The organism is Methanobacterium bryantii, from assembly GCF_002287175.1.
Lineage (GTDB): Archaea > Methanobacteriota > Methanobacteria > Methanobacteriales > Methanobacteriaceae > Methanobacterium_D > Methanobacterium_D bryantii.
Genome location: NZ_LMVM01000041.1, coordinates 69,656 through 88,134, shown reverse-complemented (window position 1 = coordinate 88,134; position 18,479 = coordinate 69,656). Strand labels below are relative to the sequence as shown.

At 34.2% G+C, this 18,479-nt stretch carries 18 protein-coding genes; 10 read left to right on the top strand and 8 right to left on the bottom strand.

The window, feature by feature from the left end:
* Positions 1-28: 28 nt before the first annotated feature.
* The 5 genes from ASJ80_RS16400 to nifH are packed head-to-tail and all read right to left on the bottom strand — an operon-like array spanning position 29 to position 4,455.
* Positions 29-1,411 carry a nitrogenase component 1 gene (locus tag ASJ80_RS16400; protein ID WP_069582429.1) on the bottom strand — a complete coding sequence of 461 codons (1,383 nt, stop codon included), beginning with the start codon at positions 1,409-1,411 and terminating at the stop codon, positions 29-31.
* The gene (locus ASJ80_RS16395; RefSeq protein ID WP_069582431.1) at positions 1,411-2,856 is read right to left on the bottom strand and encodes a nitrogenase subunit alpha; all 1,446 of its coding nucleotides are present in this window, start codon (positions 2,854-2,856) and stop codon (positions 1,411-1,413) included. Before ASJ80_RS16395 ends, ASJ80_RS16400 begins: the two co-directional genes overlap by 1 nt.
* A 53-nt stretch (positions 2,857-2,909) precedes the next feature.
* The gene (locus ASJ80_RS16390) at positions 2,910-3,278 is read right to left on the bottom strand and encodes a P-II family nitrogen regulator (protein ID WP_069582433.1); all 369 of its coding nucleotides are present in this window, start codon (positions 3,276-3,278) and stop codon (positions 2,910-2,912) included.
* Between the two features lie 8 nt (positions 3,279-3,286).
* A complete protein-coding gene (locus ASJ80_RS16385) occupies positions 3,287-3,604 on the bottom strand; it encodes a P-II family nitrogen regulator (protein ID WP_069582435.1) in 318 nt (105 codons plus the stop codon).
* Between the two features lie 23 nt (positions 3,605-3,627).
* Positions 3,628-4,455, bottom strand: a complete 828-nt coding sequence (gene nifH / locus ASJ80_RS16380) for a nitrogenase iron protein (protein WP_069582437.1) — start codon at positions 4,453-4,455, stop codon at positions 3,628-3,630.
* Between the two features lie 406 nt (positions 4,456-4,861).
* Here nifH and ASJ80_RS16375 point away from each other — a divergent pair, with 406 nt between their 5' ends.
* From ASJ80_RS16375 to ASJ80_RS16350, 6 genes are all read left to right on the top strand, one after another.
* Complete coding sequence (locus tag ASJ80_RS16375) at positions 4,862-6,436, top strand: hypothetical protein (RefSeq protein WP_069582440.1); 1,575 nt, start codon at positions 4,862-4,864, stop codon at positions 6,434-6,436.
* A 243-nt stretch (positions 6,437-6,679) separates the two neighbouring features.
* A complete protein-coding gene (gene oadA / locus ASJ80_RS16370; protein ID WP_069582442.1) occupies positions 6,680-8,398 on the top strand; it encodes a sodium-extruding oxaloacetate decarboxylase subunit alpha in 1,719 nt (572 codons plus the stop codon).
* A 130-nt stretch (positions 8,399-8,528) separates the two neighbouring features.
* Positions 8,529-9,221, top strand: coding sequence for a class I SAM-dependent methyltransferase (locus ASJ80_RS16365; RefSeq protein WP_069582444.1), 693 nt, complete (start codon positions 8,529-8,531; stop codon positions 9,219-9,221).
* A gap of 129 nt (positions 9,222-9,350) precedes the next feature.
* A complete protein-coding gene (larC, locus tag ASJ80_RS16360) occupies positions 9,351-10,553 on the top strand; it encodes a nickel pincer cofactor biosynthesis protein LarC (RefSeq protein WP_069582446.1) in 1,203 nt (400 codons plus the stop codon).
* A 22-nt stretch (positions 10,554-10,575) separates the two neighbouring features.
* Positions 10,576-11,241 carry a 7-cyano-7-deazaguanine synthase QueC gene (gene queC / locus ASJ80_RS16355; RefSeq protein WP_069582448.1) on the top strand — a complete coding sequence of 222 codons (666 nt, stop codon included), beginning with the start codon at positions 10,576-10,578 and terminating at the stop codon, positions 11,239-11,241.
* A 796-nt stretch (positions 11,242-12,037) separates the two neighbouring features.
* A complete protein-coding gene (locus ASJ80_RS16350; RefSeq protein WP_083240839.1) occupies positions 12,038-12,469 on the top strand; it encodes a response regulator in 432 nt (143 codons plus the stop codon).
* A 104-nt stretch (positions 12,470-12,573) separates the two neighbouring features.
* On the opposite strand, the gene ASJ80_RS16345 is transcribed toward ASJ80_RS16350, so the two are convergent.
* Positions 12,574-13,182 (bottom strand): hypothetical protein, encoded by a 609-nt coding sequence (locus ASJ80_RS16345; RefSeq protein WP_143747738.1) that lies wholly within the window; start codon positions 13,180-13,182, stop codon positions 12,574-12,576.
* Positions 13,183-13,745: 563 nt separating this feature from the next.
* Positions 13,746-14,081, bottom strand: a complete 336-nt coding sequence (locus tag ASJ80_RS16340; RefSeq protein ID WP_069582452.1) for an MJ1244 family protein — start codon at positions 14,079-14,081, stop codon at positions 13,746-13,748.
* A gap of 158 nt (positions 14,082-14,239) precedes the next feature.
* On the opposite strand from ASJ80_RS16340, the gene ASJ80_RS16335 reads away from it, so the two are divergent.
* The 4 genes from ASJ80_RS16335 to upp are packed head-to-tail and all read left to right on the top strand — an operon-like array spanning position 14,240 to position 17,331.
* Positions 14,240-15,292 (top strand): phosphatidylglycerophosphatase A, encoded by a 1,053-nt coding sequence (locus tag ASJ80_RS16335; RefSeq protein WP_083240840.1) that lies wholly within the window; start codon positions 14,240-14,242, stop codon positions 15,290-15,292.
* A 13-nt stretch (positions 15,293-15,305) separates the two neighbouring features.
* Positions 15,306-16,112, top strand: a complete 807-nt coding sequence (gene cobS, locus ASJ80_RS16330) for an adenosylcobinamide-GDP ribazoletransferase (protein WP_069582454.1) — start codon at positions 15,306-15,308, stop codon at positions 16,110-16,112.
* An 11-nt stretch (positions 16,113-16,123) separates the two neighbouring features.
* A complete protein-coding gene (locus tag ASJ80_RS16325) occupies positions 16,124-16,675 on the top strand; it encodes a tRNA (cytidine(56)-2'-O)-methyltransferase (protein WP_069582456.1) in 552 nt (183 codons plus the stop codon).
* Positions 16,676-16,695: 20 nt separating this feature from the next.
* Positions 16,696-17,331, top strand: coding sequence for a uracil phosphoribosyltransferase (gene upp, locus ASJ80_RS16320; RefSeq protein WP_083240841.1), 636 nt, complete (start codon positions 16,696-16,698; stop codon positions 17,329-17,331).
* 289 nt (positions 17,332-17,620) lie between these two features.
* Here the strand turns inward: upp and ASJ80_RS16315 are convergent, their stop codons facing one another.
* Positions 17,621-18,475: a hypothetical protein gene (locus tag ASJ80_RS16315; protein ID WP_069582460.1), complete on the bottom strand. Its 855-nt coding sequence runs from the start codon at positions 18,473-18,475 to the stop codon at positions 17,621-17,623.
* Positions 18,476-18,479 lie beyond the last annotated feature (4 nt).

Below are 18,479 nucleotides of genomic sequence, written 5' to 3'. Positions count from 1 at the left end.
GCCCAATCGAGCCCATCTATCTATTAATCTACTGCTGGAGTTTCCAGTGTTCTGGTTCATAGTATTTTTCAAGTACTGTGTTAGTTATCAGATCCATAAGCTGAATACCACCATTGTACCCAACTATAGGGCGCCTGTGGTATCCTACACGGTCATAAACCGGGTATCCGACTCTTACCAGAGGAATATCATTTTCTTTAGCCATAAGCCTTGCATCTGATCCTCCTATCATCAGATCCACAGGATTGTCCTTGAGATACACTTCCATTGACCTTAAATCCTGATCAATCATGGTATCTATCTCAGCTCCAGTTTCTTTGGCTACTTTTTCTATGTCTTTAACAAATTCCTGACTTTTAGATCCAGTAAGAACCAGTTTCGGTTCCATACCAAGTTCCCCAACGAACCTTGCTATTCCAGAGGTGATTTCAGGATCTCCATAGATAGCTACCGTTTTATCAAAGAGATATCTTGAAGCTACATCCGCCATGGAATCTATCAGTAAACCTCTTTCATCCAAGATCGAATCAGGAATATCTTGACCAGTGAGTTTTTTCAAGTTCCTAAGGAATTGATCAGTATTTCGAACACCTATAGGAATTGGACCCAGTTCTGCAGGAACATTATATTTTTTCTCCAGAGATAAAGCACCTGAACCCGCATACTTAGTAAGAGATATGGTACCTACACTGTTTGCTGAATCAACGATTTCATCTACAGTTGTTCCTCCTTTTGGATAATACGGCTTGTATTCAGTTGTAGATGGCCGGAGTGGCGCATCAAATGGATCGGAAATATCCGCAAGGACTATGCTTTCAATATCCATGAGTCTGAGCATGTGTTTTATTTCACGTATATCTCCAGGGTTTACCATTCCAGGAATTATATTTATCTTTTCATTGGGCTGCGAAGGTTCAGCTACGTAATCAGCCAAAGCTTTAATTGTATTATCGTAGCCTTTAAGGTGTGTTTCAACGAAACTTGGAGTACTTATTGGTATAATTTTTATTTTTTCAACTGCTTCTTCACCAATTTTTTCTTTAAGTTCTCCTTTTGCTGTTTTTATAAACCCAATTACATCATCACCGATTATCTCACTGGAACATGTGGTAATTACGCCAATGAAATCAGGTTTAAGCCTTATTGCAACGTTCTGGATACCCTCAACAAGATTTTTTCTTCCACCAAAAACTGCCGCATCCTCGTGAAGGGATGTTACAGCAATTTCAGAAGGCTCCCTGAAATGACGAGAAAGGCAGTATCTAACGAACGCTGAGCATCCTTGAGAACCGTGAACTAAAGGAACCGCCCTGCTAATCCCAGTGACAGCCCACATTGCTCCCAGCGGCTGACAGGTTTTTAGAGGATTAATTGTAGCTACTCTGTCTTTTTCTATAAGATTCATGCTCATTATTTTGCCTCCTCTTCAACGTTTGGTACATCTGGTTCTTCAGTCTCTTCAAATTCAAGCATATTCCATACAGGATTGTAAATAGCAGTGTACATATCTCTTGCAAGGTTCACAAATCCTTCAAATCCGATGTATGGTCCGTTTTCATATGAGTGAATCAATAGACATGGTATTCCCAATTTATGGACAAAGTACTTCTCTTTTACACCGCCCATAATCAGATCTATATCATAATCTTCGATTAGTTCTTCCAGTTCAAGTGCATTAGGATCATCTATTACGAGTTTTCCTTCGTCTAACCTGCTTTTCATCTTTTCAAATCCATCTTCGTGTTCAAACATAGATGAAACACCAGTGACGTCCATATCTAACTCTTCCTGTAATGGAACAGAAAGGTGATAACTTTTAGGTCCGCCAGAAAAGATAAACGCTTTTTTTCCAGCTAATTTCTTTCTATAAAATTCTAATTCAGGACCTACTTCAGCCATTTTTTTAGCAATTAATTCATCCGCTTTATCTTCCAGACCAAAGAATCTTGCTACAGTTTTTAAGTTTTCTGCACAGTATTTGGTACTGAAAAAGTCAGTTTTCATGTAAGGAATACCATATTTGTCTTCTATCATTTTTGCTATGTAAGTAGAAGATCTCTGACACCTTACCACGCTTAATTTTGCCCTGTGCATCCACCCGATTTCATCATGACAGCAGTCACCTGTGAAAGTGCTCAAGACATTTATTCCTATTTCTTTAAAGTAATCTTTAAGCAACCAGAGGTCTCCATCAATATTGTACTCACCGATGAGGTTTATATCATAGGGAGTAGTTGCTGGCGGCTCTGTTGTACCTACCAATTTACTAAATAAGACATTGTTTCCAATGGTGTGCCCTTTAGATTGGGTTGGCCCAGCAAACCCTGGTGCATTAAATGCTATGATCGGTTTCCCTAATTCTTCTTCCATTTCTTTAGCTACAGCATCTAAATCATCGCCTATAAGTCCAGTAGTACATGTTGCATACAGGTAAATTGCACTAACGAATGGGAATTCTTTATTAGTGTCAAGTATAGCTTGACGTAGCTTTTTCATTCCACCAAATACTACATCTGATTCCTGTAAATCTGTTCCAATGATGTATTTGATATTAAAATCTTTTATAGGGAATTGACTGCCGTCTGGCATATCTGTGGTTGTTGGGTACCTTTTTGTCCCATAACCGTAAGCTGTACATCCCACAGGAGAGTGTACAATATGAGCTACATCCTTTATAGCTCCAGTTATAACACCTTTAGCTCCGGCAAATGCACATCCCCTCTCTGTCATAGAACCCGGAATGGTCTTTGAATTACATTTAGGAAGGCAGTCCTCAGGATCCCCACAGTGTTTTACATATGTGTGTTCTTTCCTCTCAGGGATAGGTTTAGACACCTCAAAAAGTTTGAAAGGCATTTTTAATCTCCTTATAAATTTAATTATAAATAAAAGAGTGCAATTTTATTAATTTACAAAATTGCGTCTTCTCCTGTTTCTTTTGTTCTAACTCTAACTGCCTCTTCTATTGGGCAAACAAATATTTTACCGTCTCCAATCTGACCAGTTTTGTTTACTTTCATTATAGATTCAACCACCAAAGAAGCATCTTCATCAGGGACAACCAGGGATATCATTCTTTTAGGAACGTAACGCATGCTTCCTTCTTCTTTACAAAGATTTTTATCCTGTACATCAAAGGTCACTTCCCCAAGGATTGCTTTCTGCCTTCCTCTCCCAAAAACTGCATTTGCAGTCATGGCAGGAAAACCTAAAGCATCGAGCACCTCTTTTGTCCGGTTAATTTTGTTAGGTCGAATAATTGCTACTATTTCTTTCATAGAGACCCTCATAATCCTTTACTTCGAGTTCTTACAGTATAAGCTTCTTCTACAGGGCTTATGAATATTTTTCCATCCCCAAAGTTTCCAGTAAATGCAGTTTCATTGATGATCTCAACTACATCATCAATTTTTTCAGTTGGAGTTACCAGCAGAAGCATTACCTTTGGAAGTTCGTCATAGTAAATATTATCCAGGCGAATTCCCTTCTGTTTACCTCTCCCAATAACATCCATTTTAGTTAAAGCAACATGTCCTGCATCAGATAATGCATCTACGACTTCTTCAACCTTATCTGGCCTCAGTATAGCCCTTATCATTTTCATTTTTATTCTCTCCATTGCACTGCTTAATCCATTAAACCATAGCTTACAACCATTTCTTCCAGTTCATCCATGGTCATTGGATCTGGAATTACGAAATTATCGTTTTCTATAATTTTACGGGCTAATTCCGAGTATTCATGAGCTTGATTACATTCTGCATTAAAGTCCACTACTGTTTTTTTGTTAAATTCTGCTTTTTGCACGATGTTGTCCCTTGGAACAAAATGGATCATCTGAGTTCCTATACGTTTACAAAACTCTTCCAGAAGTTCTTTTTCTCCATCCACGTTCCTACTGTTACAGATTATTCCTCCAAGTCTTACACCGCTCTGTTCAGCGTATTTTACCATACCTTTACACAGGTTGTTTGCTGCGTAAAGCGCCATCATCTCTCCAGATGCTACAACATAAATTTCTTCAGCTTTACCGTCTCGTATAGGCATTGCAAATCCACCACAAACAACATCACCAAGAACATCAAAGAAAACGAAGTCATTGTCATCGTAGACTTTCAAATGTTCCATGATTGTAATTGCAGTGATTACACCACGACCAGCACAACCAACACCAGGTTCAGGACCTCCAGATTCGACACATTTTATGTCTTTAAAACCTGTTGACATAACATTGTCGAGATCCATACACGCTTCTTCTCCTTCTTCCCTAAGGGTGTCCATCATGGTGGTCTGCATTTTTCCCCTAAGAATCATTCTTGTACTATCTGCTTTAGGGTCGCAACCATGAATCATAACCCTCTGGTTGTGGAAATGAGCCATAGCTGATGCTGTATTTTGAGTAGTTGTGGATTTTCCAATTCCACCTTTTCCATAAATTGCGATTTTTCTTACCATAATAGACCTCATTCTTTTGTTTTTAAATGAATTTGAATTTTTTTGATTTTTTTCCTCATGCCGGAATAAGGAAACATACTTCCGACAACAACACTTATGTTTTTATCCCATATAAATGTTTCGAAGGATCCGTTTTTGTACCAATTAGAGGCCTATCGAAACGTATTTTATTGCGATTCAATTAAAATCTTAAAAAATAAAATTCATCAAATTCATGTTATTTTTATGTCCTGAAATTATCTGCAATTGAGTAATTTTTAAAACCTTGACTATTTAGCACATTTACTATAGATATAATATACAGTTTTTGCAAAACATACATTAGTTAATTAACACTATCATAGTGCAAGCGCTTTTGCTTCAGACCTATAGTTCCGTTATTAAGTTATTTATTCAACGTGGTACAATGAATTTAAAGAGAATATACAATATATCATTTATTATTCCAGCAATAGCAGTATTTTTTATAGCTTTAATTCCAACGTTGAAATACGGGTGGCCTTTAAGCTTTGATATAATATATCATGTACAATATGCACAAATTTACATCCAGTACGGTTTTGTATTGAAAGATCCTCTTTTAAATGCACCTTCAGGGCTAAATATAGGTTATCCCCCATTATTTCACTTTTTAATTGCAGGTTTAGGAACACTTTTAAAATTAGATTACTTTCAGATTGCAAAATTCATGCAGCCTATCTTAGCTATGTTCATTGTTTTATCAGTGTCATATGTTGCAACAAAGTTTTACGGTAAAATTGCAGGTATCGCAACAGGTTTTTTGATATTATCCAGCTATCTAATTACTAGAATTATCCTGCCCCTTCCAGAAAATCTTGCATTAATATTTATACCACTTGCGGTCTATTTATACTATAAATCAATTGACAAAAGGATAATAAAATACAGCCTAATATCCGGATTCTTATTTCTTTTAGTTATATCAACACATTCTGCTGCATCATTATGCTTGTTTTTAGTTATTACTTCCTTTACAATATTAGATTTGCTTTTAAAGAAGGATATAACTACTTTAAAAAATTATGGAGCTTTTCTCGTATTTTTAGTTGCATTAATAATTTGCAGTATAATTATTCTCTTTTTATTTAAACCAGACATCTTTTACAACATCATACACCACGGGCTTTCCATAATTGGATATACAGCTACATTGAGTTATAATCAACCTATGAGCGTAATATCTTACCTTGGAAATATTGGTTCATTAATTTTAATATTTGCAGCCATAGGAACACTTTTCGCGCTGAAACAAATGGAAAAGAAACATTTATTTATTTTTATATGGATTTTAACTATGTTTTTATTAAGTAACGCTTATTGGTTTGGTATAAATGTTATATCATACAGAGTTTTAATCTATTTACTCATACCTCTCTCAATACTGGGCGGATTCGGATTAAGTCAGGTTTATTATAAATTTAAGGAGTATAAATTATTTTCATCCAGATCATTTAGATCAGTATTTTTAATAAGTATTTTCGCATTATCTACTTTTTTAGGGATTCTAACTGTAGATAATCCAAAAATAGCAAAATTTGGAACTACAAATGAATTTGGATATCTCCAAATTGCCCCTCCAACTGATTCAGAAGTAGATATAGCAAAATGGTTCAATGAGAACGGAAATAAAAGTAGATCTATTCTTATATCCAATATCTATTCCGGATATTTCATAGCTACCGAATCATCGATGCCCATTCATTATGGGTTTGGAAAATTCAATAAAAGCACTTCTAAATCTGTTTTTGAAAAAGAAAATATAGGTTACATTGTATACGACAAAAGATTGACTTTCACATCCAAAAATAAAACTATATATGCAAAACCAGTTAATTCTCAATTTGGTTATCTTTATTATTACAGCGGGAACATATCTGCACATATTAACGAAATAATTCCAAATTATGCCAAAGTGGTATACGAAAACAATGATTTCATAATTTGTAAAGTTGAATATTGACATATAAAATTTTAGATTAGGTAAAGTAGTAAAATTGAATAAGTTTAAATATGTTTAAATATTAGATAACCAAATCATTTTAAATATTATTTACTACCATAAATTAGCTTAATTAATGATCTACTTTTTAAAAAATTTTACATACCCATCATAACTTAAAGAAATAGGGTATATATGACAGTTTAGACTAACTATATAAAGACTGATTATAATGATATATTCAAACTTACCGTGAGGGTCACTATGAAAAAGATAGAAATCATAGAAACAGCATTCAGAGATGCACATCAATCTCTCTTGGCGACAAGAATGAGAACTAGAGATATGTTGCCAATTGCTGAAGAAATGGACAAAGTAGGATTTTTTTCAATGGAAGCATGGGGTGGAGCAACATTTGATACATGCATACGCTATTTAAATGAAGACCCATGGGAAAGGCTTATAGAGCTTAAAGAACACCTTAAAAAAACTCCTATTCAAATGTTACTTCGTGGTCAAAATTTGGTAGGGTACAAACATTACCCTGACGATGTAGTACGAAAATTTGTTGAGAAATCCTATGAAAATGGAGTAGATGTTTTCAGAATATTCGATGCATTAAATGATATAAGAAACATGGAATACTCCATTAAAGTTGCAAAAGAACAGAATGCACACGTACAGGGAGTAATCTCATATACAGTAAGTCCTTTTCATACTGTGGAAAAATATGTAGAATTTGCAAAAGAATTAGAAGCATTAGAATGTGATTCAGTAGCCATAAAAGATATGGCTGGTTTAATAACACCACATGATACTTATGAATTAATAACTGCCCTTAAAGAAGAAACAAATCTAAAAATAAACTTGCACTGTCACTGCACAAGCGGTATGACACCTATGAGTTACTATGCTGCCTGTCAAGCAGGGGTAGATATTTTAGATACTGCTATTTCACCTCTTTCATGGGGTACATCCCAGCCGCCAACTGAAAGTATGGTAGCAGCCCTTCAAGGTACTCCTTATGATACAGGACTTGACCTAAAACTTCTTACAAATATCAAAAAGTATTTTGAAGAAATACGTAAAAAGTACAGCAGTATTTTAGACCCTATTGCTGAAAAAGTAGATACCGAAGTTTTAATTTATCAGATACCTGGTGGAATGCTGTCAAATTTTGTATCACAGCTTAAGGTCCAAAATGCACTTGATAGATACGAGGATGTGCTTGAAGAGGTACCTCGAGTTAGAAAAGACCTTGGATATCCTCCTCTTGTAACCCCAACAAGTCAGATAGTTGGAATTCAAGCAGTTATGAATGTATTAGGTGGAGAAAGGTATAAATCTGTCACTAAAGAGGTTAAAGATTATCTGAAAGGATTATATGGAAAACCTCCGGCACCTGTTGATGAAAATATCATGAAAAAAATCATTGGTGATGAAAAACCAATAACCGTAAGACCTGCGGACTTACTTAAACCTCAGCTTGAAAAATGCAAAGAAAAAGGAGAAGAATTAGGAATTATTAAAAAAGAAGAGGATATTTTAACATATGCTCTTTATCCTGCTGTTGCTCCAAAATTCTTACGTGGTGATTGTGAAGAAGAACCACTTGCACCACCTGTAGAAGCTGATTCCTGCGAAGCACCAACTGGAATCCCTACAGAATATGCTGTAGATGTAGATGGTGAAATCTTTAATGTTAAAGTGAAACCAGTAGGTTACATGGAAATAGAATCAGAAGGCTCCCAAGGACCTACAGGCCCTGTTGAAGGAGGAATAACTTCTACAATGCAGGGAATGATACTTAAACTCAAAGTTGATAAAGGAGATAATGTGAATGAAGGAGATGTGGTCGCTGTCTTAGAAGCTATGAAAATGGAAAATGATATCCATGCCACAAGCTCCGGAACTGTAAAAGAAATCTTCATTAAAGAAGGGGACACTGTAAACGCAGGAGATACCTTAATGGTAATAAAGTAAATCCCTATTCTTTTTTTATAATTCTTTTTTTGTAATTCAATAGCTCATTTTAAATCCACTAAAATTCTAATATTATACTAAAAAAGTATAATATTTAACTGTATCATTTAATTTTTAAAGGTGAATTATTTTGAAAAAAAGCGATAAAGTAAAGGCTCATTTTGAAGAAGAATCCTCCGAATTTGATGAAGTTATCCTTAAATTAATTCCACATTATAAAGACATGATAAATGCATTAATCAGTTCCATTCCCTTTGAACAGGATGCTTCTGTAAAAGTTCTTGACCTCGGCTGTGGTACTGGGACTGTAACCCAAACATTGAAGGAACAATTTAAAAATGCCAAAGTAACCTGTCTCGATTTAGCTGCAAATATGATAGAAATGGCTAAATTAAAATTACAGGATTACAATGGCATAGAATATACTGTAGGTGATTTTTATGAATATAATTTCACTGAAAAATATGATGTAATTGTTTCTTCACTGGCACTGCATCACCTTGCAACAGATGAAGATAAGAAAAGATTTTACAAAAAAATATACGAAGCTCTGACCCATGGAGGAGTATTTTTAAATGCGGATGCCGTTTTAGCATCAAATAAACAGTTACAGGAAGTATATACTGCTAAATGGAAAGAATTCATGAACTTAAGCATCAGCATGAAAGAAATAGAAGAAAAATGGGTACCTGCTGCCGAAACAGAAGATCATCCTGTAAAAATAACTGATCATCTTGACTGGCTTCGTAAGATTGGTTTTAAAGATGTAGATATAATCTGGAAATATTACCATCTTGCAGTTTATTGCGGATTCAAACAGTAATTATTAAATTCATCAAATATCATGTTTGAGTTTAAACGAAAACATCAATTAATCTATTAAAATTATTGAATATAATTAAGATACAAATTACAGTCTTAAAAAATAGCAGCTTCAAAGGAAATTGGTATAATGGTAGTTATTTTAGATCCTCAAAATTCAGGAATATCTGGAAACATGGTGCTAGGCGCACTTATAGATCTAGGGGTGGATGCAGAAGAAGTAGCAGAAGTTATGGAAAACTATGCGTCTCATTTTGGGGATATCAAAATCAAAATAGATAAGACCAAAAAATCAGGCATTTCTGCAACATATGCAGATATTAAATGTGAAGATAAAAATTCAATTGGTTATGCAGAGCTCATTGAGATTCTAGATAAAGTGAAATACAAAATTAGCCCTGAAGTTTTGAAATTTGCAAAAAAAGTATTCAAAACAGTTGCAGAAGCGGAATCTACAGTTCATGGTACAAGTTTAGATAAAATACACTTCCATGAAGTTGGAGCTGCAGACGCTGTAGCTGACATCATCGGTTCTGCTTATTGTTTCTATAAACTAGGGCTTGATTCAAAAAAAATTTATGGAATGCCTGTTGCACTTGGTGGGGGGAGAATTAACAGCATGCACGGAAAATTAAGCGTTCCTGCACCTGCAACTCTTGAAATACTCAAAAATGTTCCATCATTTGGAGGGCCTGTTAATTATGAGCTTACAACTCCCACAGGAGCAGCTCTTTATGTAAACATGGTGGATGAGATCTGTGATTTTTACCCTCTGGTTACAAACAGCAGGATCGGGTACGGGGCAGGAAAAAGAGACCTTGAAATACCAAATGTTTTAAGGGTTGTAAAAGGAGAATCTATTGTTCCAACTGATAAGGTGTCCATTCTTGAGACTAACCTTGATACTGTAACGGGAGAAGTTCTTGGCCATACCTTCGATAAACTTATGGATGCTGGAGCTTTAGATATCAGTGTTATTCCAGTATTAATGAAGAAAAATAGACCGGGGAACCTTTTAAGAGTAATAACAAAGCCAAAAGATAGCGGTGCAGTATCTGAAGCTATTATAAGAGAAACAGGGACACTTGGAGTTAGAGTACTACCCTATGTCCATAGAAATATTGTGAAAAGAGAAATTGTACCCCTAAAATTAGATATTGGTGGGCTAGAACACGATATACAGATCAAGATTGGAATGATTGGGGAAGAGGTAATAAATTACAGCCCGGAATATGAGGATGCTAAAAAAATAGCATATAAAACAGACGTACCTCTAAAAGATGTTATGAAAAGAGCTAACAATGCATTTAAGGAATTGTTGGATAAGTATTAATTATAAAATTCGGTGTGATATAATGAAAAACAAACCAAAAGCAATATCTGTCCTTTCAGGAGGGCTTGATTCAACTGTTGCAACAGCATATTACAGTGATAAATATGAAATCCATGCCATAACATTCAATTACGGCCAGAGAAGTGCAGAAATGGAAATTAAATCTGCAGGAGCCGTATGTGAAAAATTGGGAATTGAACACAACGTTCTGGATCTTCCATGGCTTAAAAAGCTTGGAAAGTCAGCTTTAACTTCTGACACGGAGGTCCCCGAACTTAAAATGGATGAACTCGACAGCAAGGAAATTTGCGATGAAACAGCTCGAAAAGTATGGGTTCCTGGGCGAAATGTAGTTTTTACAGCCATAGCCACATCTTTTGCAGAAGCTCTAAATGCAGAAAAGATCATTGTAGGATGGGACTTAGAAGAAGCGGTTACATTTCCAGATAACTCAAAAGAGTTCTTAGATGCATTTAATAATGTCCTGGAAATCGGCACACTTGAAGGTGTAAAAATTGAAGCTCCAGTTATAAACATGAGTAAAACTGAAATAGTTAAGCTGGGTATGGAAATAGATGCACCTATGGATTTAAGTTATTCATGTTATATGGGTGAAGAGAAACCCTGTGGTACTTGTGAATCATGTATGAGGCGCATAAGAGCTTTTAAAGATGTAAAAATGATTTAAACTCATATACATCTATGAAGTTATGTTTAAACTATCCAATTAAGAATCATGACCACCCATTACTAAAAAGGACGTCTATTACAATTCCATTCTACATATAAATTACTGAACATATTACAATCATGCCTGCTATTATGTTACAAAAACTGTGAATTTTAACAGGTTTTTAAATATAGTCAAAATAATCAAAGATTTTCTGGATTAAAATTGTTAAATTATCCCCATTTTAACCATAATTTTCAATAAATGGAATACATCTAAATTTTAATATATTCTCCCTTTTTAGATAGTATATATATTTAATTTTAATTTTTAAATCAAGTTTCATATTTATTATATCCCCATTTATTTTCCATTTCCACCATATGCATTTTATATTCCATTAAACCTTTTTTATCCCCCCAATTATGAAAGTTTTAGAAAAGTATTAATATTTCAATCATACATATTAATCTATATTGGTACATTATTAATACATCCCATTATAAAGAGAAACTAAATAAAATGTTTAAAAAAGATGCATTAAATCTTAAAAAAATAATTATAATTCCTCATTCAAACATACCTGTTAAACATTCATTAAAGAAAAGTATTCGTTCTAATAGACAGATATAAACATAAAAATGTTAATAAATCATTAATTAAAGAATTGCAAACTACATGGAGTTTAATTAAAAAAATAAATAAATGCTTTTCATCCTATTTAAACAGAGTATAAAGCTGATATCTGAAAAACCAGCAGCTAACATCTAGAATAGTACATATTTAACACGTGAATTTAATTTATGGTGGTAAATTGATAGGTAAAACAGTTGAAATTTTACTTGTAGAAGATAATCCTGCAGATGCCCGTCTTGTAATGGAGGTTTTTAAGGATTTTAAAATAAATAACAAATTATATCATGTAAAAGACGGTGTAGAAGCTATGGAATATCTGCAGCATAGTGGTGAATATGCAGATACTTCAAAACCAGACTTAATATTGCTTGATTTGAATTTACCTCGAAAAGATGGGCGTGAAGTTTTAAAAGAAATAAAAGAAGATGAAGAACTCAAATGTATCCCAGTAGTCATTTTAACCACTTCAAGTGCTGAAGACGATGTTTTAAAAACTTATTGCAACCATGCCAACTGTTACATCATAAAACCAGTGGATTTTGACCAGTTTATAAAAGTTATACAATCAATAGAAAGTTTCTGGCTTACAATGGTAAAGTTACCAAGCTAAGCCCCAACTTATAAATTAGCTGATTTTAAAAACACTCAGGTTTGCATGTTCACAAAACCGTTGGTTTTGTACAGAAAAATAGAAAATTGGAGCTGGAATTAGATTTATATCCCAGCTATCCATAGGCCCTCAATTTTAAATGAATCAAATTTATCTTTATCGATTATATATAACTTATTTCCAATGAGCAGTTCAATAGTCTCATCTTCATAATCCTGCGCTTTTACTTTAGGAATATTTGAATCATTATTTACTTTTTTTGTTGTATTTTTGGGAACAATAGTTTTTCCAGTGAAATATCCATTTTTAACTTCTTTTCCGTTGATTACCCCATTATATGGGATTAAATAAAATCCACGATAGTCATGGGATTTTCCATGAACTAAACAGAAATCCATGTCTGTTACTGTGCTGTACCACATACCCTCAGGTGAAGTCCATGAAGAGGGGCCTTCTTCAAATGCAAGAGTCCCATAGGTACGTGATGATGGGTCATAATTGTAGAAAACCCTAGTATGGTAATTGTAATTTGCTCCCAAACTACAACTACATTTACCTGTTGCCATAACATACTTCGATGTTATTTTAACATTATAAGCACCAATTCCATGAGCTGAAACAGCTGCAGGACTCATAATAAGAAGCGCTGCAATCGAAAACAGCGCCAATAGCGTACGCGCTTTAATTTGTCGCTTAATATAATCACACTCCATATGTTTTTTTGGTTCAGTTAATTGGTTGGTGCCACTAGGGTTAGGTACCCCTGAACCAGTTGGAGCATAATTAACACCTCCGTATAAACTTAGTAATAATTTGTATTACTGCATATAAGTATTTTATGAAATTCATCCCAAAATAGATGTGATTATTTACTTAATATGATTTTTTGAAATAGAAATAGGGGAATTGAATTTTTAATACGTTTTAATATATAAATTTTACCCTTTTTTTGAAATTTATAAAATAAAAATAGTTTTTAATGGAATAAAATATCTAATATTTTAACTAAAAATTAAAAAAGTGTTGTATTGTTCAAAATTTTAAAATTAATATATTTTAACATTAATTACTGATTTAAAATGCTCTAAAAGGCGGCTATTTTAAAATAAAGTCAATTAATGCCAATTTAAACATATAAATAGATCAGACACATAATACATTATTATAAATTTATTTTAAGAAAAATAAGGTAAAATTAAGTATGAGGACATTACTAAAACTTATTTTAGAAAAGAGAAAAACATAAAATAAATTAATAACTGATATTTACATCAAGTTATTCATTTTTACCGTCGCTTATAATTATCCTGCGTATTGGAACTTCTAAAATAGTGTATTTTTCGCCCATAAGAGCATCGCGGACCATTTTTACTATTTCATCCACTTTTTCTTCATCCACAACACTGCAGATAAGCAGCGCATTCTTTGCATGATCTTTGATCATCTTTATTGCAGACTCTGGATCCTCCTTTATAGAAAATCCCTTCCAATCCTGGGGGGACATACCTTTATATTCTAAAATATAAAATCCCGTTATTCCAGCATCAGTTAAAGCATTCATAGCTTTTCCCAAATTTTTTATCTCAACAAAGACCCTCAGATGAACTTTCATGCCATCACCTTCTCTATATATTCATATGTTCTGCCCACCTATTAAATATTGGTGACTGTGAATATAATATCAACTTCAAGATTCAAGCTGGAAACCACAAAATTTTAGAAATCAGAATTTAAATTGACCAGCTTCAGCAATAACCTTATGGTGATTTAATGGATAAAATATGTATCAAAGATGCCCAAATTAATATAGAAAGCGACGCTCTTATAATCCAAAGAGAAAAGGGGTTTTTATCTTTAAGTAATGTTAACAATAATTTTTCAACTATCAAAACTATAATAAACCATTCGCCTTATACTGATATTCCAAATAAAGAAGGATATATCCACAAATTCCTTGAAAATAAAAATGTGCTGAATCCCGCGTCAGTAATCTTAACAGGTGCCAGCATTAGCGAGTCAATCGTTGAAACATCCAAGTATGTAACAGCCATAGTTTCAGTCCATGCATTTAACATATTGGGAGCAGGAGAAGTAGTTAATACTAATTATGATGATAAAAGATCCATAAGCACGATATTAATTATAAACAATGATCTAAGTTATAAATCACTTTTAAATGCATATTCATGTGCAGAAAGGGCTAAAGTAGTAGCATTATGGGACTTAGATGTCCGAAGCTCTTCAGGAGACATATCTACAGGAAATCTTAATGATTCACTAATTGTAGCATGTACTGGAAAAAATGATAAAGAAATTGACAACGCAGAACTTCAAACTTTAGTTAGGAAATGCGTCAGAAAAGCCACAAAAAGAGCCATTTTAAATTCAGGATATAAAAAAGAAGTTTTAGATTATATAGAAGGAATAGGCATCAAAATAGAAGACCTTGTTGATGCTGGAATGGAACTATGTGTAGGCGTAGAAAAAAGCGAAGAGCTATACGAAAAATTACACAAGCAGATATTAAAGTCTCTAGAAGATTTGAATGTTGTATCGTTCATAATTGCAGGAATAAGGCTTGAAGAAGATTACGCAAAACACAGAGTAACAGGAATAAATGTAGATGATGATCCAGCATACCTATATTCCGATGAAGTCTTTGGAATGTCTGTAGCAAATCAAATTGCTGGGACCAAAGCAATATTTAATTTTAAACGGTATGATGAGGAAAAACCAGGCATAATTGGCAAACTTGGCCCAGTACTTGATGATATATTTGCAGGGCTTATTGCAGGGTGCATGTCCAAGATATTTGAAGAATGATCGGGGAATGATCATGAGCGACAAAAGAGTACTGAATGTAGAATACGAAAGATCACACCATGCATCAAATTCATCTAAACTTAGAGGGATAGCCGGACTTATTTCATTTTCAACAGTTATCCCCCTAAATATTCATACTACCATTGAGGAAATGGCAGCTTTCACATGGTTCTGGCCTGTAATTGGCGGCTTGATTGGAATATTTGTAGGAGCAGTTGGATTTATATCTTTGAACCTGCTTCACCTATCCCCACTTATCACAGCAGCCATAGTTTACAGTTTTGCAATATGGTTTACTGGATTCCACCACCTGGACGGGCTCATGGATATGGGTGATGGGCTCATGGTACACGGAGACCACCAAAAAAAGATTCAAGTTATGAGGGACATGATGGTTGGGACTGGAGGTATCTCCCTATTTTTTATAGTTGCCATAATTACATTTTCAGCAATTAATGCTATTCCTGCAGGTTTAATATTTCTGGTACTATTAATCTCGGAAATAGCTGCAAAAACGAGCCTTATAACATGTGCAACATTTTCAAAACCGTTTCCAGATGGAACTGGAAGGTTATTTATAGAATCAATGAACATAAAATTATTAGTACTGTCATTTATTTTAACGTCAATAATTGGATTTTTAGCCATAAATATCACAGGAATCCTTGGAATAATTGGGGGGATAATTGCTGGCGCCGCAGTTGCTGCTGTGGCTTCAAAACAGTTTAAATATGCAACAGGAGATATTTTAGGGGCTTCCAATGAAATAGGGCGTTTAGTATCCATTATAGTAATGACTACTGTTTTAATATACATATAAGAGCTGATAGAGTGAAAATCAATGTTTTAAGACTTGACCACAGACAAAAAAGAGACGCAAGAATAACAACCCACGTTTGCCTGACAGCAAGAGCTTTTGGAGCAGATGGAGTAATCTTAAATGGAGATGAAGATACAAAGCTCATGGAAAACGTCAGAGATGTTGCTAAACGTTGGGGTGGTCAATTCGAAGTAGATTATAAAAAAAATTATGAAAACCTCATAGATGAATGGAAAAATAAAGGTGGAGAAGTAGTTCACCTTACAATGTACGGATCTCAAGTTCAGGAAGTTGTAGACGATATTCAAAATTCGCCAAAGGACAAGCTTGTAGTGGTTGGAGGTTCAAGAGTCCCCACTAAAGTTTACAAAGAAGCTGATTGGAATGTTTCTGTAACTTCACAGCCTCATTCAGAAGTATCATCCCTTGCAGTCTTTTTACACATGTTATTTGAAGGAAAAGAGTTTGATAAAGAATTTGAAGGTGGTAAAATGAAAATTATACCAACTGCAGAGGGTAAAAGGGTTATAATAAGTGATAATGAAGAAGAAAAAATAGAATGATTTCAGTGCAGGTGTATCCCATGTTAAAGATAGTTGATCATGCTGTTGTACAAAAAAGTCTTACGAGAATAAGGGACAAAAATATAGACCGCGTCCATTTCAGGCATGGAATTATTGAAATTGGGAGGTTAATGGGATACGAGTATGCAAATACTTTAGAAAAAAAACCTGTAACTGTAAATACCCCTCTTGGAGTTGCAGAAGGAATCAAAATTAAGGACATTGACAACATAGTAGTTGTAAGTGTTTTAAGGGCTGCAATTCCCTTGGTTGAAGGAATATCCCATGTATTTAAAGAGGCAGAATATGGGGTTATCGGCGCCTGGAGGAGTGAAGAACCTCCATTTAATGCAAAGATAGAATATATTAAGCTGCCGGATTTAGAAAATAAGATTGTAATTGTTGCAGACCCCATGCTTGCAACAGGCCACACATTGAATGCTATTTTAAATGAAATTAAAAAGAGGGGCACGCCTAAAAAAATTGTAATTTTCAGTGTTATCTCAGCAGAGCCGGGAATAGCAAAAATATTCAAAAACCATCCTGAAATTGAAATATACACCTGTTCAGTTGATGAAAAGCTCAACCAGGATGGCTATATTGTTCCAGGTCTTGGAGATGTTGGAGATCTGTGTTTTGGGAAGCCGTGTTTATAATGTATTTTAGTTTGGAATCACTACTTCATAACCCTCATAGTTTATATAAACAATAGAAGTAGGATTGACAGGATCATCTACATGGAAGTATCCGCCATTTGCATAAATCATAGTACTAACTCTAGAAATAGGATTGCCCGGGAAGTCAAGGTCTATTAACTCATTACTATCTGGATCTTCAAATGTAATTTAACCGCACACCCATAAACGATAGAAGTTATTAAAGCGTTGGTGAAATACCTGCAGTTTGCAATCATATTCATCTACCTTTAAGTTTAGATTTAGGAAGTTAAAGCACCACAATCCCAATCAAAAACTGCGAAATACCAAATAACACAAAAGCCAATGCAAACATGAACAAAAACCCTTTCTTGGTTCTCAACTCAATAGGGACAATCTTATTAAGCTTATCTGGGAACAAATACAGTGTCTGCAGTAGTAAACCTAAAACAATAATGAAAACTGCAGCATCTAAAGGTGGCGTTCCACTGGTGAAGTGTAATTGTATTCCTGAAAACCCACGGCCAACAGTATATAAACCTACAGCCGATGCAAGAATCCAGTAAGAAATAGGCATAAAACCAAAACCCTTAACAGTCTCAGTAACTACCCTTCCCTCTCCAGAAGAAAGTTCCTTACCATCAGGTAAAACCACTTTATCAGGTAAAACTGCTTTACCTTTAGGAATTAATATACTATCGTCACTAAACGTTTTAATTCTAAAAAACATTCCTAAAATAGGATAAACCAGTGCAACAGCACCACCTAACCCAAACCAAATATTGCCCGATGTTAAACCTAATGCCAACATTAAAAAGAAAAATGCAGGCGCCGAAAGAGTAAAAAGAATTATATAACCCTGATAAGAATACGGAAATGGTGATTGAAAAGGTTTCAATCCATATTTACTGTCCAGTTGATCCCAATAATATACATAAAAAATCCATGCAATTAAAAAAAAACAGAGGGCAAAAAAGAAGGGCAAATAATGTAATTTCATAAGATTAGCGAAAATATAAGAAAGTAAATATAAAATAGGTATACCTAAAACCACATTAAGTAGAATATGAATTTTCCTTTCTTCCCCATCTAACTTCCAAGGTTCATTTGTAAAAAATATCGAAAAATAATTTTTAACTGCCATCTAA